Annotated in this window: 18 protein-coding genes; 16 read left to right on the forward strand and 2 right to left on the reverse strand. The window is 43.2% G+C overall.

Annotation, left to right across the window (positions count from 1 at the left end; all coding sequences use genetic code 11):
• Positions 1–4 precede the first annotated feature (4 nt).
• From purF to purB, 10 genes are all read left to right on the forward strand, one after another.
• Positions 5–1,447, forward strand: coding sequence for an amidophosphoribosyltransferase (purF, locus tag AC3E9F_RS03575; RefSeq protein WP_214262555.1), 1,443 nt, complete (start codon positions 5–7; stop codon positions 1,445–1,447).
• Between the two features lie 36 nt (positions 1,448–1,483).
• Entirely contained in the window at positions 1,484–2,506 is a 1,023-nt protein-coding gene (gene purM, locus AC3E9F_RS03580; RefSeq protein WP_263394226.1) for a phosphoribosylformylglycinamidine cyclo-ligase, read from the forward strand.
• Complete coding sequence (purN, locus tag AC3E9F_RS03585; RefSeq protein WP_263394227.1) at positions 2,506–3,060, forward strand: phosphoribosylglycinamide formyltransferase; 555 nt, start codon at positions 2,506–2,508, stop codon at positions 3,058–3,060. Before purM ends, purN begins: the two co-directional genes overlap by 1 nt.
• A gap of 75 nt (positions 3,061–3,135) precedes the next feature.
• A complete protein-coding gene (gene purH / locus AC3E9F_RS03590; RefSeq protein WP_263394228.1) occupies positions 3,136–4,683 on the forward strand; it encodes a bifunctional phosphoribosylaminoimidazolecarboxamide formyltransferase/IMP cyclohydrolase in 1,548 nt (515 codons plus the stop codon).
• 121 nt (positions 4,684–4,804) lie between these two features.
• On the forward strand, positions 4,805–6,070 hold the full coding sequence (purD, locus tag AC3E9F_RS03595; RefSeq protein ID WP_263394229.1) for a phosphoribosylamine--glycine ligase: 1,266 nt from the start codon (positions 4,805–4,807) through the stop codon (positions 6,068–6,070).
• Between the two features lie 231 nt (positions 6,071–6,301).
• Positions 6,302–6,790: a 5-(carboxyamino)imidazole ribonucleotide mutase gene (gene purE, locus AC3E9F_RS03600; protein WP_263394230.1), complete on the forward strand. Its 489-nt coding sequence runs from the start codon at positions 6,302–6,304 to the stop codon at positions 6,788–6,790.
• A complete protein-coding gene (gene purK, locus AC3E9F_RS03605) occupies positions 6,777–7,868 on the forward strand; it encodes a 5-(carboxyamino)imidazole ribonucleotide synthase (protein WP_263394231.1) in 1,092 nt (363 codons plus the stop codon). Before purE ends, purK begins: the two co-directional genes overlap by 14 nt.
• Positions 7,869–8,819 carry a ketopantoate reductase family protein gene (locus AC3E9F_RS03610; protein WP_263394232.1) on the forward strand — a complete coding sequence of 317 codons (951 nt, stop codon included), beginning with the start codon at positions 7,869–7,871 and terminating at the stop codon, positions 8,817–8,819.
• Positions 8,820–8,827: 8 nt separating this feature from the next.
• On the forward strand, positions 8,828–9,055 hold the full coding sequence (locus tag AC3E9F_RS03615) for a phosphoribosylaminoimidazole carboxylase (RefSeq protein WP_263394233.1): 228 nt from the start codon (positions 8,828–8,830) through the stop codon (positions 9,053–9,055).
• Positions 9,056–9,168: 113 nt separating this feature from the next.
• On the forward strand, positions 9,169–10,467 hold the full coding sequence (purB, locus tag AC3E9F_RS03620) for an adenylosuccinate lyase (RefSeq protein WP_263394234.1): 1,299 nt from the start codon (positions 9,169–9,171) through the stop codon (positions 10,465–10,467).
• 44 nt (positions 10,468–10,511) lie between these two features.
• Here the strand turns inward: purB and strH are convergent, their stop codons facing one another.
• Both strH and AC3E9F_RS03630 read right to left on the reverse strand, forming a co-directional pair.
• Positions 10,512–14,462 (reverse strand): LPXTG-anchored beta-N-acetylhexosaminidase StrH, encoded by a 3,951-nt coding sequence (gene strH, locus AC3E9F_RS03625; RefSeq protein ID WP_263394235.1) that lies wholly within the window; start codon positions 14,460–14,462, stop codon positions 10,512–10,514.
• 268 nt (positions 14,463–14,730) lie between these two features.
• On the reverse strand, positions 14,731–15,447 hold the full coding sequence (locus AC3E9F_RS03630) for a GntR family transcriptional regulator (protein WP_214262564.1): 717 nt from the start codon (positions 15,445–15,447) through the stop codon (positions 14,731–14,733).
• 322 nt (positions 15,448–15,769) lie between these two features.
• Here AC3E9F_RS03630 and AC3E9F_RS03635 point away from each other — a divergent pair, with 322 nt between their 5' ends.
• From AC3E9F_RS03635 to AC3E9F_RS03660, 6 genes are all read left to right on the forward strand, one after another.
• Positions 15,770–17,557, forward strand: coding sequence for a glycoside hydrolase family 35 protein (locus AC3E9F_RS03635; protein WP_263394236.1), 1,788 nt, complete (start codon positions 15,770–15,772; stop codon positions 17,555–17,557).
• Positions 17,554–18,030: a PTS sugar transporter subunit IIB gene (locus tag AC3E9F_RS03640; RefSeq protein WP_214262566.1), complete on the forward strand. Its 477-nt coding sequence runs from the start codon at positions 17,554–17,556 to the stop codon at positions 18,028–18,030. The genes AC3E9F_RS03635 and AC3E9F_RS03640 overlap by 4 nt, the downstream gene beginning before the upstream one ends.
• Before the next feature lie 26 nt (positions 18,031–18,056).
• Complete coding sequence (locus AC3E9F_RS03645; protein WP_214262567.1) at positions 18,057–18,962, forward strand: PTS mannose/fructose/sorbose/N-acetylgalactosamine transporter subunit IIC; 906 nt, start codon at positions 18,057–18,059, stop codon at positions 18,960–18,962.
• Positions 18,949–19,770 (forward strand): PTS system mannose/fructose/sorbose family transporter subunit IID, encoded by an 822-nt coding sequence (locus tag AC3E9F_RS03650; protein ID WP_178894416.1) that lies wholly within the window; start codon positions 18,949–18,951, stop codon positions 19,768–19,770. Before AC3E9F_RS03645 ends, AC3E9F_RS03650 begins: the two co-directional genes overlap by 14 nt.
• Before the next feature lie 3 nt (positions 19,771–19,773).
• Positions 19,774–20,178 carry a PTS sugar transporter subunit IIA gene (locus AC3E9F_RS03655; protein ID WP_490672813.1) on the forward strand — a complete coding sequence of 135 codons (405 nt, stop codon included), beginning with the start codon at positions 19,774–19,776 and terminating at the stop codon, positions 20,176–20,178.
• Between the two features lie 219 nt (positions 20,179–20,397).
• The gene (locus AC3E9F_RS03660; RefSeq protein ID WP_490672814.1) at positions 20,398–21,561 is read left to right on the forward strand and encodes an SIS domain-containing protein; all 1,164 of its coding nucleotides are present in this window, start codon (positions 20,398–20,400) and stop codon (positions 21,559–21,561) included.
• Positions 21,562–21,567 lie beyond the last annotated feature (6 nt).

Genomic DNA, 21,567 nt, shown 5'->3' on the forward strand with positions numbered 1-21,567 from the left:
TAAAATGACATACGAAGTAAAATCTCTTAATGAAGAATGTGGTGTTTTCGGTATCTGGGGACATCCAGATGCTGCTAAGTTGACCTATTTTGGTCTCCACAGTCTTCAGCACCGTGGTCAGGAGGGGGCAGGAATCCTCTCCAATGACCACGGACAATTGAAGCGCCATCGTGATATGGGGCTTTTATCAGAAGTTTTCAAAAATCCTGCTAATTTGGATAAATTGACAGGAACTGGAGCGATTGGACATGTGCGTTATGCGACTGCGGGAGAAGCTTCTGTAGACAATATCCAACCTTTCCTTTTCCGCTTTCACGATATGCAGTTTGGTCTGGCTCATAATGGGAATCTGACCAATGCAGAATCTCTCAAGCAAGAATTGGAACAAAGAGGGGCAATCTTCAGCTCAACTTCAGATTCAGAAATTTTGGCTCATCTTATTCGCCGTAGCCACAATCCAAATTTGATGGGAAAAATCAAGGAAGCACTTAGTCTTGTCAAAGGTGGTTTCGCTTATCTCTTGATGTTTGAAGATAAGTTAATTGCAGCCCTTGATCCAAATGGCTTCCGACCTCTATCAATCGGGAAAATGGCTAATGGAGCAGTTGTTGTTTCATCTGAAACCTGTGCATTTGAAGTCATCGGTGCTGAGTGGATTCGCGATGTGAAACCAGGCGAGATTGTCATTATTGACGACAATGGTATCCAGTATGATAGCTACACAAACGATACTCAGTTGGCTATCTGTTCCATGGAGTATATCTATTTTGCTCGTCCTGACTCCAATATCCATGGTGTCAATGTCCATACAGCCCGTAAGCGAATGGGAGCTCAATTGGCACGCGAGTTCAAGCACGAAGCTGATATCGTAGTCGGTGTGCCAAACTCCTCTCTCAGCGCAGCTATGGGCTTTGCTGAAGAATCAGGTCTACCAAATGAAATGGGTCTCATCAAGAACCAATATACCCAACGTACATTTATCCAGCCAACTCAAGAATTGCGTGAGCAAGGGGTTCGGATGAAACTTTCTGCCGTTTCTGGTGTCGTGAAAGGCAAGCGTGTTGTCATGATTGATGACTCCATTGTACGAGGAACAACATCTCGTCGCATTGTCCAACTTTTGAAAGAAGCGGGGGCATCAGAAGTGCACGTTGCCATCGGGAGTCCTGCTCTTGCCTATCCATGTTTTTACGGGATTGATATCCAGACACGTCAGGAGCTGATTGCGGCCAATCATACCGTTGAGGAAACTTGCCAAATCATTGGTGCGGATAGCCTGACCTATCTTTCAATTGATGGCTTGATTAACTCTATTGGGATTGAAACAGATGCGCCAAATGGCGGTCTCTGTGTGGCTTACTTTGATGGGAAATATCCAACTCCTCTCTATGACTATGAAGAAGAATATCGTAGAAGTTTGGAAGAAAAAACGAGTTTTTACAAATAAAATTTCCCATTGAAGGAAAGGAAAAGGAATAAACAAATGACAAATAAGAATGCGTATGCTCAATCGGGTGTGGACGTTGAAGCGGGTTATGAGGTTGTAGAACGGATCAAAAAACACGTTGCCCGTACAGAGCGTGCAGGTGTCATGGGAGCTCTTGGTGGTTTCGGTGGCATGTTTGACCTTTCAAAAACAGGTGTCAAAGAACCTGTTTTGATCTCAGGTACAGATGGTGTTGGTACTAAACTCATGCTGGCTATTAAGTACGACAAACACGATACCATCGGTCAAGACTGTGTGGCCATGTGTGTTAACGATATCATCGCTGCAGGTGCAGAGCCTCTTTACTTCTTGGACTACGTCGCAACTGGTAAAAATGAACCAGCTAAGCTAGAACAAGTGGTTGCTGGTGTGGCCGAAGGGTGTGTGCAAGCTGGTGCAGCCCTCATCGGTGGTGAAACTGCTGAAATGCCTGGTATGTACGGTGAAGACGACTATGACTTGGCTGGATTTGCGGTCGGTGTTGCTGAAAAAAGCCAAATCATCGACGGTTCAAAAGTAGCAGAGGGAGACGTGCTTCTTGGTCTTGCTTCAAGCGGTATCCATTCAAATGGTTATTCCCTTGTTCGTCGTGTCTTTGCGGACTATACAGGAGAAGAAGTTCTCCCAGAACTTGAAGGGAAGAAACTTAAAGACGTTCTTTTGGAACCAACTCGTATCTACGTCAAAGCAGCTTTGCCACTCATCAAAGAAGAATTGGTCAACGGAATCGCCCACATCACAGGTGGTGGTTTCATCGAAAATGTCCCACGGATGTTCGCGGATGACTTGGCTGCTGAAATTGACGAAAGCAAAGTCCCAGTCCTTCCAATTTTCAAAGCCCTTGAAAAATATGGCCAAATTAAACACGAAGAAATGTTTGAAATCTTTAACATGGGAATTGGTCTCATGCTTGCGGTGAAGCCAGAATATGTGAAACGTGTCAAAGAACTTCTCGACGAGCCTGTGTATGAAATCGGTCGAATTGTGAAGAAGACAGATGCTAGTGTGGTGATTAAATAATGGCTAAAAAAATTGCTGTTTTTGCCTCTGGTAACGGCTCAAACTTTCAGGTGATTGCGGAACAATTTCCAGTAGAATTTGTCTTTTCAGATCATCGCGATGCCTATGTACTTGAGCGTGCAGAGAATCTTGGGGTATTATCCTACGCTTTTGAACTCAAGGAGTTTGAAAACAAGGCAGACTATGAAGGAGCCATCGTCGAACTCTTGGATGAACACCAGATTGACCTCGTTTGTCTCGCAGGCTACATGAAAATCGTCGGGTCAACCTTGTTAGAAGCTTATGAAGGTCGTATCATCAATATTCATCCGGCATATCTCCCTGAATTTCCAGGCGCTCATGGTATTGAGGATGCTTGGAATGCAGGCGTTGACCAGTCTGGCGTGACTATTCATTGGGTGGATTCTGGCGTTGATACTGGCAAGGTTATCAAACAAGTCCGTGTGCCACGTCTAGAGAATGATACCCTTGATACTTTCGAGACTCGCATCCACGAAACAGAGTACAAGCTCTATCCAGAAGTCTTGGATAGTTTGGGAGTTGCACGCAAATAAGGAAGTGCTAGAGCTGAAAGAAAATTTTCGACTGTAGCAGAGAAAGAACTTTTTTAAAAAAGGAAAAGAAAGAAAATGACTAAACGAGCACTTATTTCAGTCTCAGACAAAGCGGGCATTGTTGAATTTGCCCAAGAACTCAAAAAACTTGGTTGGGATATCATCTCGACAGGTGGGACCAAGGTTGCCCTTGACAATGCTGGGGTGGAAACCATTGCTATTGACGATGTGACTGGTTTCCCAGAAATGATGGACGGTCGTGTTAAGACTCTCCACCCAAATATCCACGGTGGTCTCCTCGCTCGTCGTGATCTCGATAGTCACCTAGAGGCGGCTAAGGTCAATAATATTGAACTTATCGACCTTGTTGTGGTTAACCTTTACCCATTCAAGGAAACCATCCTCAAACCTGACGTGACATACGCTGACGCGGTTGAAAACATCGATATCGGTGGTCCATCAATGCTTCGTTCAGCGGCTAAAAACCACGCTAGCGTAACAGTTGTTGTAGATCCTGCTGACTATGCTCTTGTTCTTGACGAATTGTCAGTAAATGGTGAAACAACTTACGAAACTCGCCAACGTTTGGCAGCAAAGGTTTTCCGTCACACAGCGGGCTACGATGCCTTGATTGCAGAGTATTTCACAGCTCAAGTGGGAGAAACAAAACCTGAAAAACTCACTTTGACCTATGACCTTAAACAACCAATGCGTTACGGCGAAAACCCTCAACAGGATGCCGATTTCTATCAAAAAGCCTTACCAACGGATTATTCGATTGCTTCAGCTAAACAGCTTAACGGTAAAGAATTGTCATTCAACAATATCCGTGATGCGGATGCTGCCATTCGTATCATTCGTGATTTCAAAGAACGTCCAACCGTTGTGGCTCTCAAACACATGAATCCATGTGGAATCGGTCAGGCTGACGATATCGAAACAGCTTGGGACTATGCTTATGAGTCTGACCCAGTTTCTATCTTCGGTGGGATCGTTGTTCTTAACCGTGAGGTGGATGCTGCGACAGCTGAGAAGATGCACGGTGTTTTCCTTGAAATCATCATCGCACCAAGCTATACAGATGAAGCACTTGAAATTTTGACAACCAAGAAGAAAAACTTGCGTATCCTTGAGTTGCCATTTGATGCTCAAGACGCTAGCGAAGTAGAAGCAGAATACACAGGTGTTGTCGGTGGACTCCTCGTTCAAAACCAAGACGTGATCAAAGAACACCCAGCTGACTGGCAAGTGGTAACCAAACGCCAACCAACTGAGACAGAAGCGACTGCCCTTGAGTTTGCTTGGAAAGCTATCAAGTATGTCAAATCAAACGGAATCATAGTGACTAATGACCACATGACACTTGGCGTTGGCCCTGGTCAAACCAATCGTGTGGCTTCCGTCCGCATTGCCATTGGCCAAGCTAAAGACCGTCTTGACGGCGCTGTCCTTGCTTCGGATGCCTTCTTCCCATTTGCGGATAACGTGGAAGAAATCGCTAAAGCAGGTATTAAGGCTATCATCCAGCCAGGGGGGTCAGTCCGTGATCAAGAGTCTATCGAAGCTGCTGATAAATACGGCTTGACTATGGTCTTCACAGGCGTGAGACATTTTAGACATTAAGAAAATAAAAGGGAAGAAAACATTTTCTTTCCTTTTTTTGCTTTTAAAGCAAAACGAAACAAGATTAAAACGAACGTTTATGGTATAATATTAATAAATAATTCGCAAAAGAGGTTGAGAGATGAAACTGCTTGTTGTCGGTTCAGGTGGTCGTGAACATGCGATTGCTAAGAAGTTGCTGGAGTCTAAAGATATTGAACAGGTTTTTGTAGCTCCTGGAAATGACGGGATGACTCTGGATGGTTTAGAGTTGGTAAATATCTCCATTTCCGAACATTCTAAATTGATTGAATTTGCAAAAACCAACGATATTGCTTGGACCTTCATTGGCCCAGATGACGCCCTTGCAGCTGGGATTGTGGATGATTTCAATGCAGCTGGTCTCAAGGCTTTTGGTCCGACCAAGGCTGCGGCTGAGCTGGAATGGTCTAAGGATTTTGCTAAGGAAATCATGGTCAAATATGACGTTCCTACAGCAGCCTATGGAACCTTTTCAGATTTCGAGGAAGCTAAGGCCTACATCGAGGAGAAAGGTGCTCCGATCGTAGTCAAGGCAGACGGTTTAGCCCTTGGTAAAGGTGTCGTCGTTGCTGAAACGGTTGAGCAAGCAGTGGAAGCCGCTCACGAGATGCTTTTGGACAATAAATTTGGTGACTCAGGTGCGCGTGTGGTTATCGAGGAATTCCTTGACGGAGAAGAGTTCTCTCTCTTTGCTTTTGTCAATGGCGACAAGTTCTACATCATGCCAACAGCTCAGGACCACAAGCGTGCCTATGATGGTGACAAGGGGCCGAATACTGGTGGGATGGGGGCTTACGCGCCAGTTCCTCACTTGCCACAGAGCGTGGTTGACACAGCGGTTGACACTATTGTCAAGCCAGTTCTCGAAGGGATGATTCAGGAAGGACGATCTTATCTGGGTGTTCTTTACGCTGGTCTTATCTTGACAGCTGATGGACCCAAAGTCATCGAGTTCAACGCTCGATTTGGAGATCCTGAAACACAAATCATCTTGCCTCGTTTGACATCTGACTTTGCGCAAAATATCACGGATATTTTGGAGGGCAAGGAGCCAGCTATCACATGGACAGACAAGGGTGTGACACTTGGTGTGGTTGTAGCATCAAACGGCTACCCACTCGCTTATGAGAAGGGTGTCAAGCTTCCAGCCAAGACAGAGGGCGACATCATCACCTACTATGCCGGTGCCAAATTTGCTGAAAATAGCAGAGCACTGCTATCAAACGGTGGACGTGTCTATATGCTAGTCACCACAGCAGACACCGTCAAAGACGGCCAAAACATCATTTACAGCCAACTCAACAACCAAAACACAGAAGGCCTCTTCTGCCGAACCGATATCGGAAGCAAGGCCATAAAAGATTAACAGACATATTTGCCATGACGAGCGAAAGCGAGCCAAACTAAGGTAATGGTCGCTTAATTTGCGAGCGTTAGCGAGCTAGTATAGGATAATCGTCGCAGTAGTGGAACTCCTAGTAGCTTTGCTATTAGGAGTGGAAAACTGGAGACCCAGGCTCCAGTTTTAGTAATGGAACGCCATAGGTGGTCGCTTACGTCCGCACTACAATAGACGATTATTAAAAAAGGAGAAGTAATGAAACCAGTAATTTCCATCATAATGGGCTCAAAATCCGACTGGGCAACCATGCAAAAAACCGCCGAAGTCCTGGACCGTTTCAGTGTAGCCTACGAAAAGAAAGTTGTTTCCGCACACCGTACACCTGACCTCATGTTTAAACATGCCGAAGAAGCACGTAGCCGTGGCATCAAGGTCATCATCGCGGGTGCGGGTGGCGCAGCCCATTTGCCAGGCATGGTAGCTGCTAAGACTACCCTTCCAGTCATCGGGGTACCTGTCAAATCTCGTGCCCTGAGCGGTGTGGATTCTCTTTATTCTATCGTTCAGATGCCAGGTGGTGTGCCAGTCGCAACCATGGCTATCGGTGAAGCAGGTGCGACCAATGCAGCCCTCTTTGCCCTCCGTCTCCTGTCAGTAGAGGATCAGACTATCGCGACAGCTTTGGCAGATTTCACAGAAGAACAAGGGAAAATAGCAGAGGAGTCTACAAATGAGCTCATCTAAAACAATCGGAATTATCGGTGGTGGTCAGCTGGGTCAGATGATGGCCATTTCTGCTATCTACATGGGTCACAAGGTTATCGCGCTGGATCCTGCGGCGGATTGCCCAGCCTCTCGTGTGGCGGAAATCATCGTGGCGCCTTATAATGATGTGGACGCCCTCCGTCAGTTGGCGGAGCGTTGCGATGTCCTGACCTATGAGTTTGAAAATGTCGACGCTGACGGCCTTGACGCTGTTATCAAAGATGGTCAGCTTCCACAAGGGACAGACCTGCTTCGTATTTCACAAAACCGTATCTTTGAGAAGGACTTCCTCTCAAACAAGGCTCAAGTCACCGTTGCTCCTTACAAGGTTGTGACCTCAAGCCAAGATTTGGCAGCTATCGACCTGTCGAAAAACTATGTCCTTAAGACGGCGACCGGTGGCTACGATGGGCATGGACAAAAGGTTATTCGTTCAGAAGCAGATTTGGAAGAAGCCAAGGCACTAGCCGATTCAGCAGACTGCGTTTTGGAAGAATTTGTCAATTTCGACCTTGAGATTTCTGTCATCGTTTCTGGTAACGGCAAGGATGTGACAGTCTTCCCAGTTCAGGAAAATATCCACCGCAACAATATCCTGTCTAAAACCATTGTTCCAGCACGTATTTCAGCAAATTTAGCAGAAAAAGCCAGAGCTATGGCAGTGCGAATCGCTGAACAACTGAACCTCTCTGGTACCCTTTGTGTAGAAATGTTTGCGACAGCTGATGACATCATCGTCAACGAAATCGCCCCACGCCCACACAATTCTGGCCACTACTCGATTGAAGCCTGCGATTTTTCCCAGTTTGACACCCATATCTTGGGCGTTCTCGGAGCACCACTTCCAGCAATCCACCTCCATGCCCCTGCTGTCATGCTCAACGTTCTCGGTCAACACGTCGAAACAGCTGAGCGTTATGTTACAGAAAATCCAAGCGCCCACCTCCACTTATATGGTAAACTAGAAGCAAAGCACAACCGCAAAATGGGACATGTGACTTTGTTTAGTGATGTGCCGGATGAGGTTGAGGAGTTTGGGAAAGGGATTGATTTTTAAGTGAAAATAGCGATTCTAGGACTTGGAGTCATCGGGACCACCTATGCCTACGCCTTTCAAAAAGCAGGCCATCAAGTGGAACACGTACTTAGAGATAGTAAGAAAAACAATGCTCCCAAGGAGTTGTTGGTTGATCTGCTAGATGGCCGTTATCATTCCAAAGGTGAGAACAAACACGACACCTATGAGGTTCATGTGGCGGAAGCTGATTCGGAATATGATTTTATTTTTCTGAGTGTGCGTCATGGGTTTGTCAAAGAAGCTGTGGAAACCTTGCGAAAAAATAATATCAAAGGCACTCTCGTTTTCTTCTGCAATTTCTGGAATACTCGAAAAGAGGTCCAAGAGTGGGCAGGAGATTACGACTATATTCTGGCTTTCCCGACAGCGGGTGGTCATATGCAGGAGGACCATTTGGATGGTGTCTTATTTGACCATTTAATGCTAGAAGGTGAACAAAAAGCACAGATTTCTAACTATTCTGATCTGACGGATTTACTGACTTCTGCAGATTTGAAGTGGGAAGTGCCTCATGATATGGTCGAATGGATTTGGATTCACATGGCGATTAATGCGAGTGTCACTTCGACAGCTGCACGTTCAGGGAATCTGGAAAATCCAGAAGAATTGGCTCTGAACTTGATGAATAGTTCTTCGGAATTATCATTGGCCATTAAGGCCATTCGAGAGGCTTTGAAAGTCGTAGAAGCGCGTGGCGTGAATTTGAAGCTTTACAAAGCCGAACTCTTGCCCTACAAAATTCCCGCTTGGATAGCCGGCAAGGCCATGAAAGTCATGTTTGCGAAAAATGAGCTGACACGAAAAATCATGACCTTACACAATGATAAACAGGATATTTTCTACTGTTGTCAAAGTGTCTATCAGACCGGTCAGGAGTTAGGTGTGGACATGCCCATTCTAGAAGCAAACATGAAGGGGATTTCGCTTTAGGAGGTTTTATGATTCAACTCATTGTCAACGCATTTGTTGAAAAAGAAAAGACGGGAGCAGTCGTCGAAGTCTTGTATGCTAGTAGCGATCACGAAAAAGTGAAAGCGAAGTATGAAGAGCTAGTTGCACAATATCCTGAAAACTATTTGGCTATCTATGATGCCCCGCTGGATACGGATTTGAATACACTGGATCATTATCCATCAGTGTGGATTGGGAAAGAAGAATTTGAATAAAATGACTGTTTCACGCCGTAGGGAAAGCGTAAGCGACGGGAATCTTGAGACTCTAAAGGAAGTTGCTGACATCCGCCCCACATAAGTGAAACATCAAAAGAAAGGAACAAACAATGATCGAACGTTACTCTCGCCCTGAGATGGCGAACATTTGGACTGAAGAAAATAAATACCGTGCTTGGCTTGAGGTGGAAATCTTGGCTGACGAAGCATGGGCCGAGTTGGGAGAAATTCCTAAGGAAGATGTGGCTTTGATCCGTAAAAAAGCGGGCTTTGACATCGACCGTATTTTGGAGATCGAGCAACAAACGCGTCACGATGTGGTGGCTTTCACGCGTGCGGTTTCTGAGACTCTTGGTGAAGAGCGTAAGTGGGTTCACTATGGCTTGACTTCTACTGACGTAGTAGATACGGCATATGGTTACCTCTACAAACAAGCCAACGACATCATCCGCAAGGATCTTGAAAATTTCCTCAATATCATCGCTGACAAAGCCAAAGAACACAAGTTCACCATCATGATGGGGCGTACCCACGGTGTGCACGCTGAGCCGACAACTTTTGGTCTTAAATTGGCAACTTGGTACAGCGAAATGAAACGGAACATCGAGCGTTTTGAGCATGCGGCTGCTGGTGTGGAAGCTGGTAAGATTTCGGGTGCGGTCGGTAACTTTGCCAATATCCCACCATTCGTTGAGAAATACGTCTGTGACAAATTGGGTATCCGTGCTCAAGAAATCTCTACACAGGTGCTTCCTCGTGACCTTCACGCTGAGTATTTTGCAGTTCTTGCTAGTATCGCGACTTCCATCGAGCGTATGGCAACGGAAATCCGTGGTCTTCAAAAATCTGAGCAACGCGAAGTAGAAGAATTCTTTGCCAAAGGGCAAAAAGGCTCATCTGCGATGCCTCACAAGCGCAACCCTATCGGTTCTGAAAATATGACAGGTCTTGCGCGTGTGATCCGTGGTCACATGGTAACAGCTTATGAAAACGTAGCCCTTTGGCATGAACGTGATATCTCTCACTCATCAGCTGAGCGTATCATCGCACCAGACACAACAATCTTGATTGACTACATGCTCAACCGTTTCGGAAACATAGTTAAGAACTTGACAGTCTTCCCAGAAAACATGATCCGCAACATGAACTCTACATTTGGTTTGATCTTCAGCCAACGTGCCATGCTTGCTTTGATTGAAAAAGGCATGACACGTGAGCAAGCTTACGACCTTGTTCAACCAAAGACAGCCCAATCATGGGATAACCAAGTAGACTTCAAACCACTTCTTGAAGCTGATCCAGAAGTAACATCACGCCTCACTCAAGAAGAAATCGACGAAATCTTCAACCCAACCTACTACACCAAACGGGTGGATGAAATCTTCGAACGTATCGGTTTGGGTGACTAATGACAATAAAAAAAGCGAGATTGTATCTCGCTTTTTATTTGTGCTTAATCTTTTTTCTTGCTAAGTCCATAAGCTGTGAGTGCAGCCATCAAACCTGTAGCAATCAACCATTCTGAACCTTGGCTTCCTGTTTCAGGAAGTTTATTTTCTTTTGCCACAGGAGCTGGTCCTTGAGGAAGAGGTTTGTTTTCCTCAGCAGGAACAGTTGCTGGAGCTGGTTTACTTGGAATCTCTAATTTCGGTTTTTCTTCTGCAATAGGAGCTGGCACATTTGGAATTTCTAGTGCTGGTTTTTCTTCTGCAATAGAAGCCGGTATATTTGGAATCTCTAGTTTTGGTTTTTCTTCCGCTACAGGAGCTAGTCCTTTTTCGTCTCCCACATGTGTTACAGGAGTCCCAACTTCGATGATTTGAGTAACTGGTTCTTGAGCAACAACACTAGTAACCAATGTTTTCACTTCGCTTCCGTCAGCAGCAGTAGACACAGAATAGAAATGACTACGACGTCCCTTAACACCTTCAGTTACGACACGAGTTTCTCCCTTTGTCAATGCATCAGTTTCACGAGTGATAGTTGTAAACGGAATTTCTTCGTCCTCGATCACAACACGTGGTTTGGCATCTGCAACAGGAGCAACTCCTTCTTCGTCTCCGACGTGAGTGACAGGAGTTCCAACTTCAACCACTTGATTGACAGCTTCTTTTGTGACTTTTTCTTCAAGAACTGTTTCAGTTTCCTTACCATTTTCAGTAGTAACTGAGACGTAGATTGTACGTTCACCTTTGGCACCTTCAGTGACAACTTTTTCTTGTCCTGCTGGAAGGTTAGGATTTTCCTTCTTGACAGTCTCAAATGAAATTTCTTCCGTTCTTGTGATAAGCTCTGGTCGGTTTTCAACGTTGGCAGCAGTTTCATTCTCATCAAGGCTTCCTGAGTGAGTTGCAGCTGGTTTGAGACCAAGTCTTGCTGCTTTAAGGTTAGCTACAAGTGTATCCAACTCAGCTTGTTTATTACGGTTGAGATTGTAGTTTAGTGCTTCTTTAGCAGCCTTGAGAGCATCGAGACTTTCTGTGCTATATCCTTCTAAGTTTTCAGGGATTTGAGCAAGTTCCTCGCGTAGAGCCTTGTAATCGGCACGGAAGTAGTCTTTGTTGTGATCTGCAAAGGCAGTCATCAGTTCAAAAATTTCTTCTTCTTTGTACTCAGCTTGAGGTTTGTCCGCCCAGATGGCTAGCATACTACCAGTTGTTGGAAGGTCGACTTCAGGATATTTGGTTGAAGCTAGTTGCTTAAATGGTACTTTTTCAGTATTTTCAATTGCTTTTGATAGAGGGTAGGCTTCGTCATTTTTATGATTGCCTAGAACATAGTACCAATCTCCGTTGGTATTAAGGATTTTGTAACCCTTACTTGCTAGATATTGAGGAGATGCAAGGTTATAGCCCCACCAACCTTTAGACCAGTAAGAGATGATAACATCTTTATCAAACTCAACATCGTCATTATCATCGTAGTAGAAGCCGTCGTTAAAGGCCATTGGTTGAAGCCCTTTTTCTTTAGCCATGGCAGCTAGGCTATTAGAGTACTCAGCAAACTTACCATAGAGGCCATACCACTTGAGGTAGTACCAACCTTGAGCATTGGTAGCATCATTGGCATACTCATCTGTACCATAGTTAAAGATTTTAGTCTTGCCTGCAAAGAAGTCCATGTACTTGCCAATAAGGGCTTTTGTAAAGTTCATTGCTTCTTCGTTTTCAAGGTCCATAGTTGTTTTTGAAACCTTGTCAAAGTTAGCTTGTGGATTTGCGATGCCTAGTTTTTCCATAGCAACAAGCATAGCATCCATGTGGCCAGGACTGTTGATGGCAGGGATAATTCCAATGCCTCTATCTTTAGCATATTGGATTAGTTCAGTAATTTCAGCTTGGCTTAGAGTTGTTCCGTTTGGATCGTCGTAGTAAGCTTTTGTTCCTTCAATGATGGCATTTTTCACATCGTCACTTGCATAGGTTTTGCCGTTTGCAGTGATTGTCATGTCATCCAAGAGGAAGCGAAGTCCATCATTTCCAAGGAGGAGATGAAGGTCAGAGTAACCAAGTTCGCTAGCTTTATCGACGATACGTTTGAGTTGATCTAGAGTGAAGTACTTACGTCCAGCATCGATTGAGATAACCTTGTTTTTCTCAAGTTTTTCAACTTCACGTTTAGCATCTTCTTCTTTTTGAGCTTCTGGAGTGAAGGTCAAGTTGCTAACAGCTTCTTGGAGTTTTGCAATCGCTTGGTCAATGCTATCTTGTTGAGCACGGCTAAGGTTGCTATCAAGAGAGCGAATGGCTTTTTCAGCCTCTTTAACGGCAGCAACACTTTCTGCTGTATAGCGGCTAAGGTCGGTTGGCACTTCTTTCAGAGCTTGATCAGCAGACTCGTAGTCAGCGGCGAAATATTCAGCATTTGAGTTTGCGAATTGACGCATGAGCTTGAATAGACGAGATGGAGAGTAGCGGGCAGATGGAGTATCAGCCCAAGCGGCTACCATCCCACCGATAATAGGAACGTCAGCGCCTTCTGTTTTTGGAACAGAAGTAATCGGTGTACTCTTGATACCGTTCAATCCTTGATCGAGGTTGTACCAACCTTGTCCGTCAGCATTACGTCCAAGAACGTAGTACCAAGCATCATTAGTGTTGAGGATTTCGTGTCCTTTTTCAGCTAGTAACTTAGAAGAAGCGACATCGTAACCGCCCCAGCCACCAGTCCACATAGACACGATGATGTCTTTATCAAAGGTACCAAAAGTAGTATCACTATTATAGTAGATACCGTCATTGAAGGCCATTGGTTTAAGGCCGTGAGACTTGACGATACGAGCTAAATCGTTAGCGTAGGCGATGAATTTATCATACCCCTTGTCTGGGAATCCATCTTCTGGATACCATTTATAGGCTTGAAGAACGCTCCACCCTTTGGCATCCGTAGCATCGTTAGCATATTCATCCAAACCGATGTTAAAGATTTCAGACTTGCCCGCAAAGTAAGCTGCATACTTATCAATCAAGGCTTTTGTAAAAGCAACAGCCTTTTCGTTGTCAAGGTCAACCGTACGTGCTGATTCTTTACCAAAATAGTTAAAGTTAGGCTTTTCAATACCCAATTCTTTCATGGCGTTGAGGATGGCATCCATGTGACCAGGACTGTTAACTGTTGGGATAAGTCCAATTCCTTTATCCTTAGCATAACTAATCAAGTCAGTCATTTGGCTTTCAGTCAGATGATTACCATTTGGATCGTTGTAGTAGGCATTGGTTCCATTTTCAACAGCACGTTTGACATCATCGCTGGCATAAGTTTTGTCACCTACAGTTAGAGACATGTCATCAAGCATAAAGCGCAAGCCGTCATTTCCGACTAAAAGGTGAAGATCAGTGTAGCCATAGTGTTTAGCTTTGTCGATGATTTCTTTTAGTTGGTCAGGAGAGAAGTATTTACGTCCAGCGTCAATTGATACAATTTTCTTTTTAGCCAGTTTTTCATTGACTTGAGTTGCTCTTTCTGTAGCGACTGCAGGTGCTTCAACTTTAGCAACTTCTTTCTTTTCTTCTTGTTTTTCAGATTCTGTCTTCTTAGCCTCTTCAGTTACTGCTGGCTTAGCTGGAGCTTCTTCAGATGTAACAGGGTTTGCTACGGCAGGTGCAGGAGCAACTTCAACTTTTGGTGCTTCAGAGTTTGTTGCAGGAGCAGCTGGGGTAGCTTTTTCTGTTGAAGGAGTAGTTGGAGTAGTATTTTCTGTTGAAGGAGCAGTCTCGACTTTTTCTTCACTCGTTGGTGGAGTGACTTCTCCAGTGGTTTGGACAGCAGGCTGATTCTCTGTTGTAGCAGGAACGACTCCGTCAGCAGCAACGGCCTGAGCCTGAAAGGCAAAGCCAATCAATACAGAAGCTGCTCCGATTGCATATTTACGAATAGAGAAGCGCTGTTTATTTTCTGGTTTCATTAAAAAACCTCCCTTTTGAATTTTTGATAGCGTTTTCACATACTAATCCTATTGTATGTTCTAACTAACATAAAGTCAAGCTTTTGAGGAAATTACTATAAAAAATAGAATAATTTATAAATTAAGATATATTTTTCTGCTTTTGACTATTTTTTAGTAAAAAGGTTACTAATTATAGAATTGCTTGAAATGCTATTCTCTTGAAAGAGAGGCGGTGATATAATGGGTATATAAAAAACCTGAGACAGTTGCCTCAGGTTTTTTAAGATTAGTGACCACGGTCACAAGAAATGAATTTAATTTTGTAGAAATCAGAACGTTTATAAGTTTCGATGTATTCCAAAACTTGACCAGTTGCTTCAAGCTGAGTTGTCTTCGTTTGGAAAACAGTTGGGAATTTAGTGTCGATTCCTAGGATAGAAGCGGCATGTTTTGGAGTTGGAAATACAATTTCATTAATTTCTTCAAAATGCTCGTCATTCATGTGAATGTGGTAGTCCAATTTGAAACGATTATAGATAGAACTATAATATTCGAGATTTGGATAGTTGGCATTGATGTATTGTTCAGGAATATACGAATTGTGATAGATATAGGTAACGCCATTTGTTTCACGAATACGTTCAATCTTGTAATAGAATTGATCGCCGCGTAGGCCGAGTTTTTCTAGGTATTTAAGATCATTCCCGCGTTCAATAGAAAGAACAGTTACTTTATCATCTTTTGTTTCGAAGATTTCTACATCAGAAAATTCAACGAGTTTGTGTTTACGTGCACGAGCTACGAAAGTTCCTTTCCCTTGTTGGCGGACGATATATCCGTCTTTGGCAAGGTCGTTCAAGGCGCGGACTACTGTGATTGAACTAACATCATACATGGAAATCAATTCTGCTTCAGTGTAGAACTTGTCTCCACTAGCGAATTGACCAGAAATAATCTTATTTTTCAATTCATCTTTAATATATTGATATTTTGGAATTGCCATATTTTCACCTCATTTTTTCCTTCTCCACATATGATTTTAACATAAAATCGAAAAAAATAGTAGAAAAGCATTTTAAAAAATTAAAATATCGGAATAAGAATTTAGGATAGATATAAATAATTCGTGTTTTGCCTCGTATTTTTGCTCTTCAGTCAGAATGTTGATTTTATAGGATTTGAGATGATTTTTAGAAAAGATTCAGTAAAAAAATAGAAAAATTTTAAAGAAAATTTCAAAAAGTATTGACATTATTCTCCGATTGGTTTATAGTTGATATAACAATAAATGAAAGCGCAAACTTTTCGCTTTTAGAGGAGGAAGAATGGCAAGATTTGAAATTAAAGATGATTTCTATCTGAATGGGAAACCATTCAAGATTTTGTCTGGCGCCATTCACTATTTTAGAGTTCCTGCGGAAGATTGGCATCATTCATTGTATAACCTCAAGGCATTAGGATTCAATACAGTTGAGACCTATGTTGCTTGGAACATGCATGAACCTGCTGAAGGGAAATTTAACTTTGAAGGTGATCTTAATTTAGAAAGATTTCTTCAAACTGCACAAGATTTGGGCTTATATGCAATTGTACGTCCTTCTCCATTTATCTGTGCAGAGTGGGAATTTGGTGGTTTACCGGCATGGCTCTTAACCAAGGATATGAGAATTCGGTCGTCGGACCCAGCTTTCATTGACATGGTTGGTCGTTACTATGATCAGTTGCTTCCACGTTTAGTTCCGAGATTATTGGAAAACGGTGGCAACATTCTCATGATGCAAGTCGAAAATGAGTATGGATCGTATGGTGAAGACAAGGCATACTTGAGGGCAATCCGACGCTTGATGGAAGAACGGTCAGTTACTTGTCCGCTGTTCACATCAGATGGTCCGTGGCGAGCGACTCTCAAGGCTGGGACCTTGATTGAGGATGATCTCTTTGTGACGGGGAACTTTGGTTCCAAAGCTGCTTATAATTTCTCACAGATGCAAGAGTTTCTAGATGAGCACGGCAAGAAATGGCCACTCATGTGTATGGAATTCTGGGATGGCTGGTTCAATCGATGGAAAGAACCAATCATCAAGCGTGAACCTGAGGAATTAGCAGAAGCTGTTCATGAAGTTCTAGAGCTAGGATCTATCAACCTATATATGTTCCACGGTGGAACCAACTTTGGTTTTATGAATGGTTGTTCAGCTCGAGGAACTATTGATTTACCACAAGTAACATCTTATGATTACGACGCTCTTCTTGATGAAGCTGGTAACCCGACTGCTAAATATTTTGCAGTCAAATACATGATGGCGACTTACTATCCTGAGTATCCACAATCTGAACCGCTTCGCAAGGAAAGTATGGAAGTAGAAAACATTCCACTGGTCGAGAAAGTTTCTCTTTTCGAAACCTTGGATAGTCTGACAAGTCCGATTGAAAGTCTCTACCCTAAGAAAATGGAAGAGCTAGGACAAGGTTACGGCTACCTACTCTATCGTACGGAAGCAAGTTGGGATGCAGATGAAGAACGCATTCGAATCATTGACGGACGAGATAGAGCCCAACTCTTTATCGATGGTAAACGAGTGGCGACACAGTACCAAACAGAAATCGGTGAAGATATTTTTTATCAAGGCAAAAAGAAAACGCTATCCAATATTGATATACTTATTGAAAATATGGGGCGTGTCAACTATGGACACAAATTCTTAGCAGACACACAACGAAAAGGAATTCGCACAGGTGTTTGTAAAGATTTGCATTTCTTGCTCAACTGGAAGCAATATCCACTTCCACTTGATAATCCTGAGAAGATTGATTTCTCTAAAGGATGGACAGAAGGGCAACCCGCCTTTTACGCCTTTGACTTTGAGATCAAGGAGCCGAAAGATACCTACTTAGATTGTTCTGAGTTTGGTAAAGGGATTGCTTATATCAACGGGCATCATCTAGGTCGTTTCTGGAATGTCGGTCCAACCTTATCTCTTTATATTCCACATAGCTATCTCAAGGAAGGTGCCAACCGCATCATTATCTTTGAAACCGAAGGGGAGTATAAGGAACACATACACTTAACTTGTAAACCTACACTAAAACTTATAAAGGGGGAAAACTTATGACAATTGTAGGATGCCGTATCGATGGGCGCTTAATTCACGGACAAGTCGCAAACCTTTGGTCTGCTAAACTTAATGTTTCACGTATCATGGTCGTTGACAATGAAGTTGTGAACAACGACGTTGAAAAAAGTGGCTTGAAACTTGCAACACCACCAGGTGTAAAACTTAGTATTTTGCCAGTTGATAAAGCAGCAGCGAATATCCTTGCTGGTAAATATGATAGCCAACGTCTGTTGATTGTAGCACGCAAACCTGACCGTTTCCTCGGTTTGGTAGAAGCAGGTGTGCCACTTGAAACTGTCAATGTCGGCAACATGTCTCAAACACCAGAAACACGTGCAATCACACGTTCTATCAACGTTGTGGATAAAGACGTGGAAGACTTCCGTAAATTAGCGGAAAAAGGTGTTAAACTCACTGCTCAAATGGTTCCAAATGATCCAGTTTCAGACTTTTTGAGCTTATTAAAATAGGAAAAAATTTTTAGGAGGTCATTGTTATGATACAATGGTGGCAAATTTTACTTCTCACTTTGTACTCAGCTTATCAAATCTGTGATGAGTTGACGATCGTTTCTTCTGCAGGTTCCCCTGTATTCGCTGGTTTCATTACTGGTTTAGTCATGGGAGATTTGACAACTGGTTTGTTTATCGGTGGTAGCTTGCAGTTGTTCGTACTTGGGGTAGGTACCTTCGGTGGTGCTTCTCGTATCGACGCAACTTCTGGTGCGGTACTTGCGACAGCTTTCTCAGTTGCACAAGGTATCGAAACAGACCTTGCGATTACTACAATCGCTGTACCAGTAGCGGCACTCTTGACTTACTTCGACGTACTTGGTCGTATGACTACAACATTCTTCGCTCACCGTATTGATGCTGCGATCGAACGCTTTGACTACAAAGGAATCGAACGCAACTACCTTCTTGGTGCGCTTCCTTGGGCTCTATCTCGTGCCCTTCCAGTATTCTTCGCCCTTGCTTTCGGTGGAGAATTCGTTACAGGTGTTGTAAACCTTGTTAAAGAATACCAATGGGTTGCAGACGGTTTGACTCTTGCAGGTCGTATGCTTCCAGGTCTTGGATTCGCTATCTTGCTTCGTTACCTTCCAGTTAAACGTAACCTTCACTACCTTGCTATGGGATTCGGTTTGACAGCTATGTTGACTGTACTTTACTCATATGTAACAAGTCTTGGTGGAGCAGTTGCTGGTATCGTTGGCATGCTTCCAGCTGAAGTTGCTGAAAAAATTGGCTTTGCAAACAACTTCAAAGGTTTGTCTATGATCGGTATCTCTATCGTAGGTATTTTCCTTGCAGTGCTTCACTTCAAAAATAGCCAAAAAGTAGCTGTAGCAGCACCTTCTACACCATCAGAAAGTGGGGAAATTGAAGATGACGAATTCTAATTACAAATTAACAAAAGAAGATTTTAATCAAATTAACAAACGTAGCTTGTTCACTTTCCAATTGGGATGGAACTACGAACGTATGCAAGCATCAGGTTACCTTTACATGATCTTGCCACAATTGCGTAAAATGTATGGAGATGGAACTCCTGAGTTGAAAGAAATGATGAAAGTTCATACTCAATTCTTCAACACTTCACCATTCTTCCACACAATCATCGCTGGTTTTGACCTTGCCATGGAAGAAAAAGATGGTGTAGTCTCAAAAGACGCGGTTAACGGTATCAAGACAGGTTTGATGGGACCATTCGCTCCTCTTGGAGATACTATCTTTGGTTCACTTGTACCTGCTATCATGGGATCTATCGCTGCAACAATGGCTATCGCTGGCCAACCTTGGGGGATCTTCCTTTGGATCGCAGTTGCGGTAGCGTATGACATCTTCCGTTGGAAACAGTTGGAATTTGCCTACAAAGAAGGGGTTAACCTTATCAACAACATGCAAAGCACTTTGACAGCTTTGATTGAAGCTGCATCTGTACTTGGTGTATTCATGATGGGTGCTCTTGTAGCAACAATGATCAACTTTGAAATTTCATACAAATTGCCAATCGGTGAAAAGATGATTGACTTCCAAGACATCTTGAACTCAATCTTCCCACGTTTGCTTCCAGCAATCTTCACTGCCTTCATCTTCTGGTTGCTTGGTAAGAAAGGTATGAACTCTACAAAAGCTATCGGTATCATTATCGTGCTTGCCTTGGCTCTTTCTGCTCTTGGTAAATTTGCACTTGGAATGGGCGCATAATTTATGACTAAATCATTGATTTTAGTGAGTCACGGTCGTTTCTGTGAAGAACTTAAAGGTAGCACAGAAATGATTATGGGGCCACAAGATAACATTCATGCGGTGGCTCTTCTTCCAGAAGATGGACCAGAAGAATTTACTACTAAATTTGAAGCTGCTGTTGAAGGTTTAGATGATTTCCTAGTCTTTGCAGATCTTCTTGGTGGAACACCATGTAACGTGGTGAGTCGTCTGATTATGGAAGGTCGCGACATTGAACTGTATGCAGGGATGAATCTTCCAATGGTTATTGAATTTATCAATGCAAGCCTAACAGGCATGGATGCGGACTATAAGAGTCGTGCTTCAGAAAGCATTGTGAAAGTTAATGATTTATTGGCTAGCTTCGATGACGATGAAGATGAATAATACTCTTCAAAAATCAAATTCAAACCACGTCAGCTTTGCCTTGCCGTACTTGAGTACAGCCTTCGGCTAGCTTCCTAGTTTGCTCTTTGATTTTCATTGAGTATAAGATGTGATTGCGTTAAAACGTTAAATCATCTTATAGAAAATATACATGGGAATGGGAGCGACTCCCATTCCCATGTTTTCAATCATGAAACAATATTAGATTAGAGGTTTTCAATGCTAGATTATACAAAAGAAGATTTGCTTGAGTTGGGAGCAGAGATCACCACACGCGAAATTTACCAACAACCAGATGTTTGGAAGGAAGCTTTTGAATCCTATCAAGCACGACGCGATGAAATTGCAGCTTTCTTGCAAGGCATTGCAGATAAACATGACTACATCAAGGTTATCTTGACTGGTGCTGGGACTTCTGCTTATGTAGGTGATACCTTGGTTCCTTACTTCAAGGAAGTCTATGATGAACGTAAATGGAATTTTAATGCTATTGCGACAACAGATATCGTTGCAAACCCACAAACTTATTTGAAAAAAGATGTGGCAACTGTTTTGGTATCATTCGCACGTAGCGGAAACTCGCCTGAAAGTGTAGCAACAGTTGAGCTGGCTAAGGCATTGGTTGATGAACTTTATCAAGTGACTATCACATGTGCGGCTGAAGGGGAATTAGCTCTTCAAGCCCATGGTGATGACCGCAACCTTTTGCTCTTGCAACCTGCAGCTTCTAACGATGCTGGCTTTGCGATGACATCAAGCTTTACTTCTATGATGTTGACAGCACTCTTGGTCTTTGATCCAACCGAATTTGCCGTTAAAGCTGAACGATTTGAAGTGCTTTCTAGTCTTGCTCGCAAAGTTCTTGACAATGTAGCAGATGTCAAAGAGTTGGTTGACCTAGAATTTAACCGTGTCATCTACTTGGGTGCAGGTCCATTCTTCGGACTTGCTCATGAAGCACAGCTGAAAATTTTGGAATTGACTGCTGGTCAAGTGGCGACTATGTATGAAAGTCCAGTTGGCTTCCGTCATGGTCCAAAATCTCTTATCAACGAAGATACTGTCGTCATAGTATTTGGTACTACAACAGACTATACTCGCAAGTATGACTTGGACTTGGTTCGTGAAGTTGCAGGGGATCAAATTGCTCGTCGTGTCGTGCTTTTAAGCGATCAAGTCTTTGGACTTGAGAATGTGAAGGAAGTAGCGCTTGGCTGCGGTGGCGTTTTAAATGATGTTTATCGCGTATTCCCTTATATTGTTTACGGTCAATTGTTTGCTCTCTTGACTTCGCTTAAGGTTGGAAATAGACCGGATACACCATCACCAACAGGTACCGTAAACCGTGTTGTTCAAGGTGTCATTATTCACGAATTCAAATAATAAGGA

The sequence above is a fragment of the Streptococcus sp. SCPM-O-B-15277 (M60) genome, assembly GCF_058200335.1.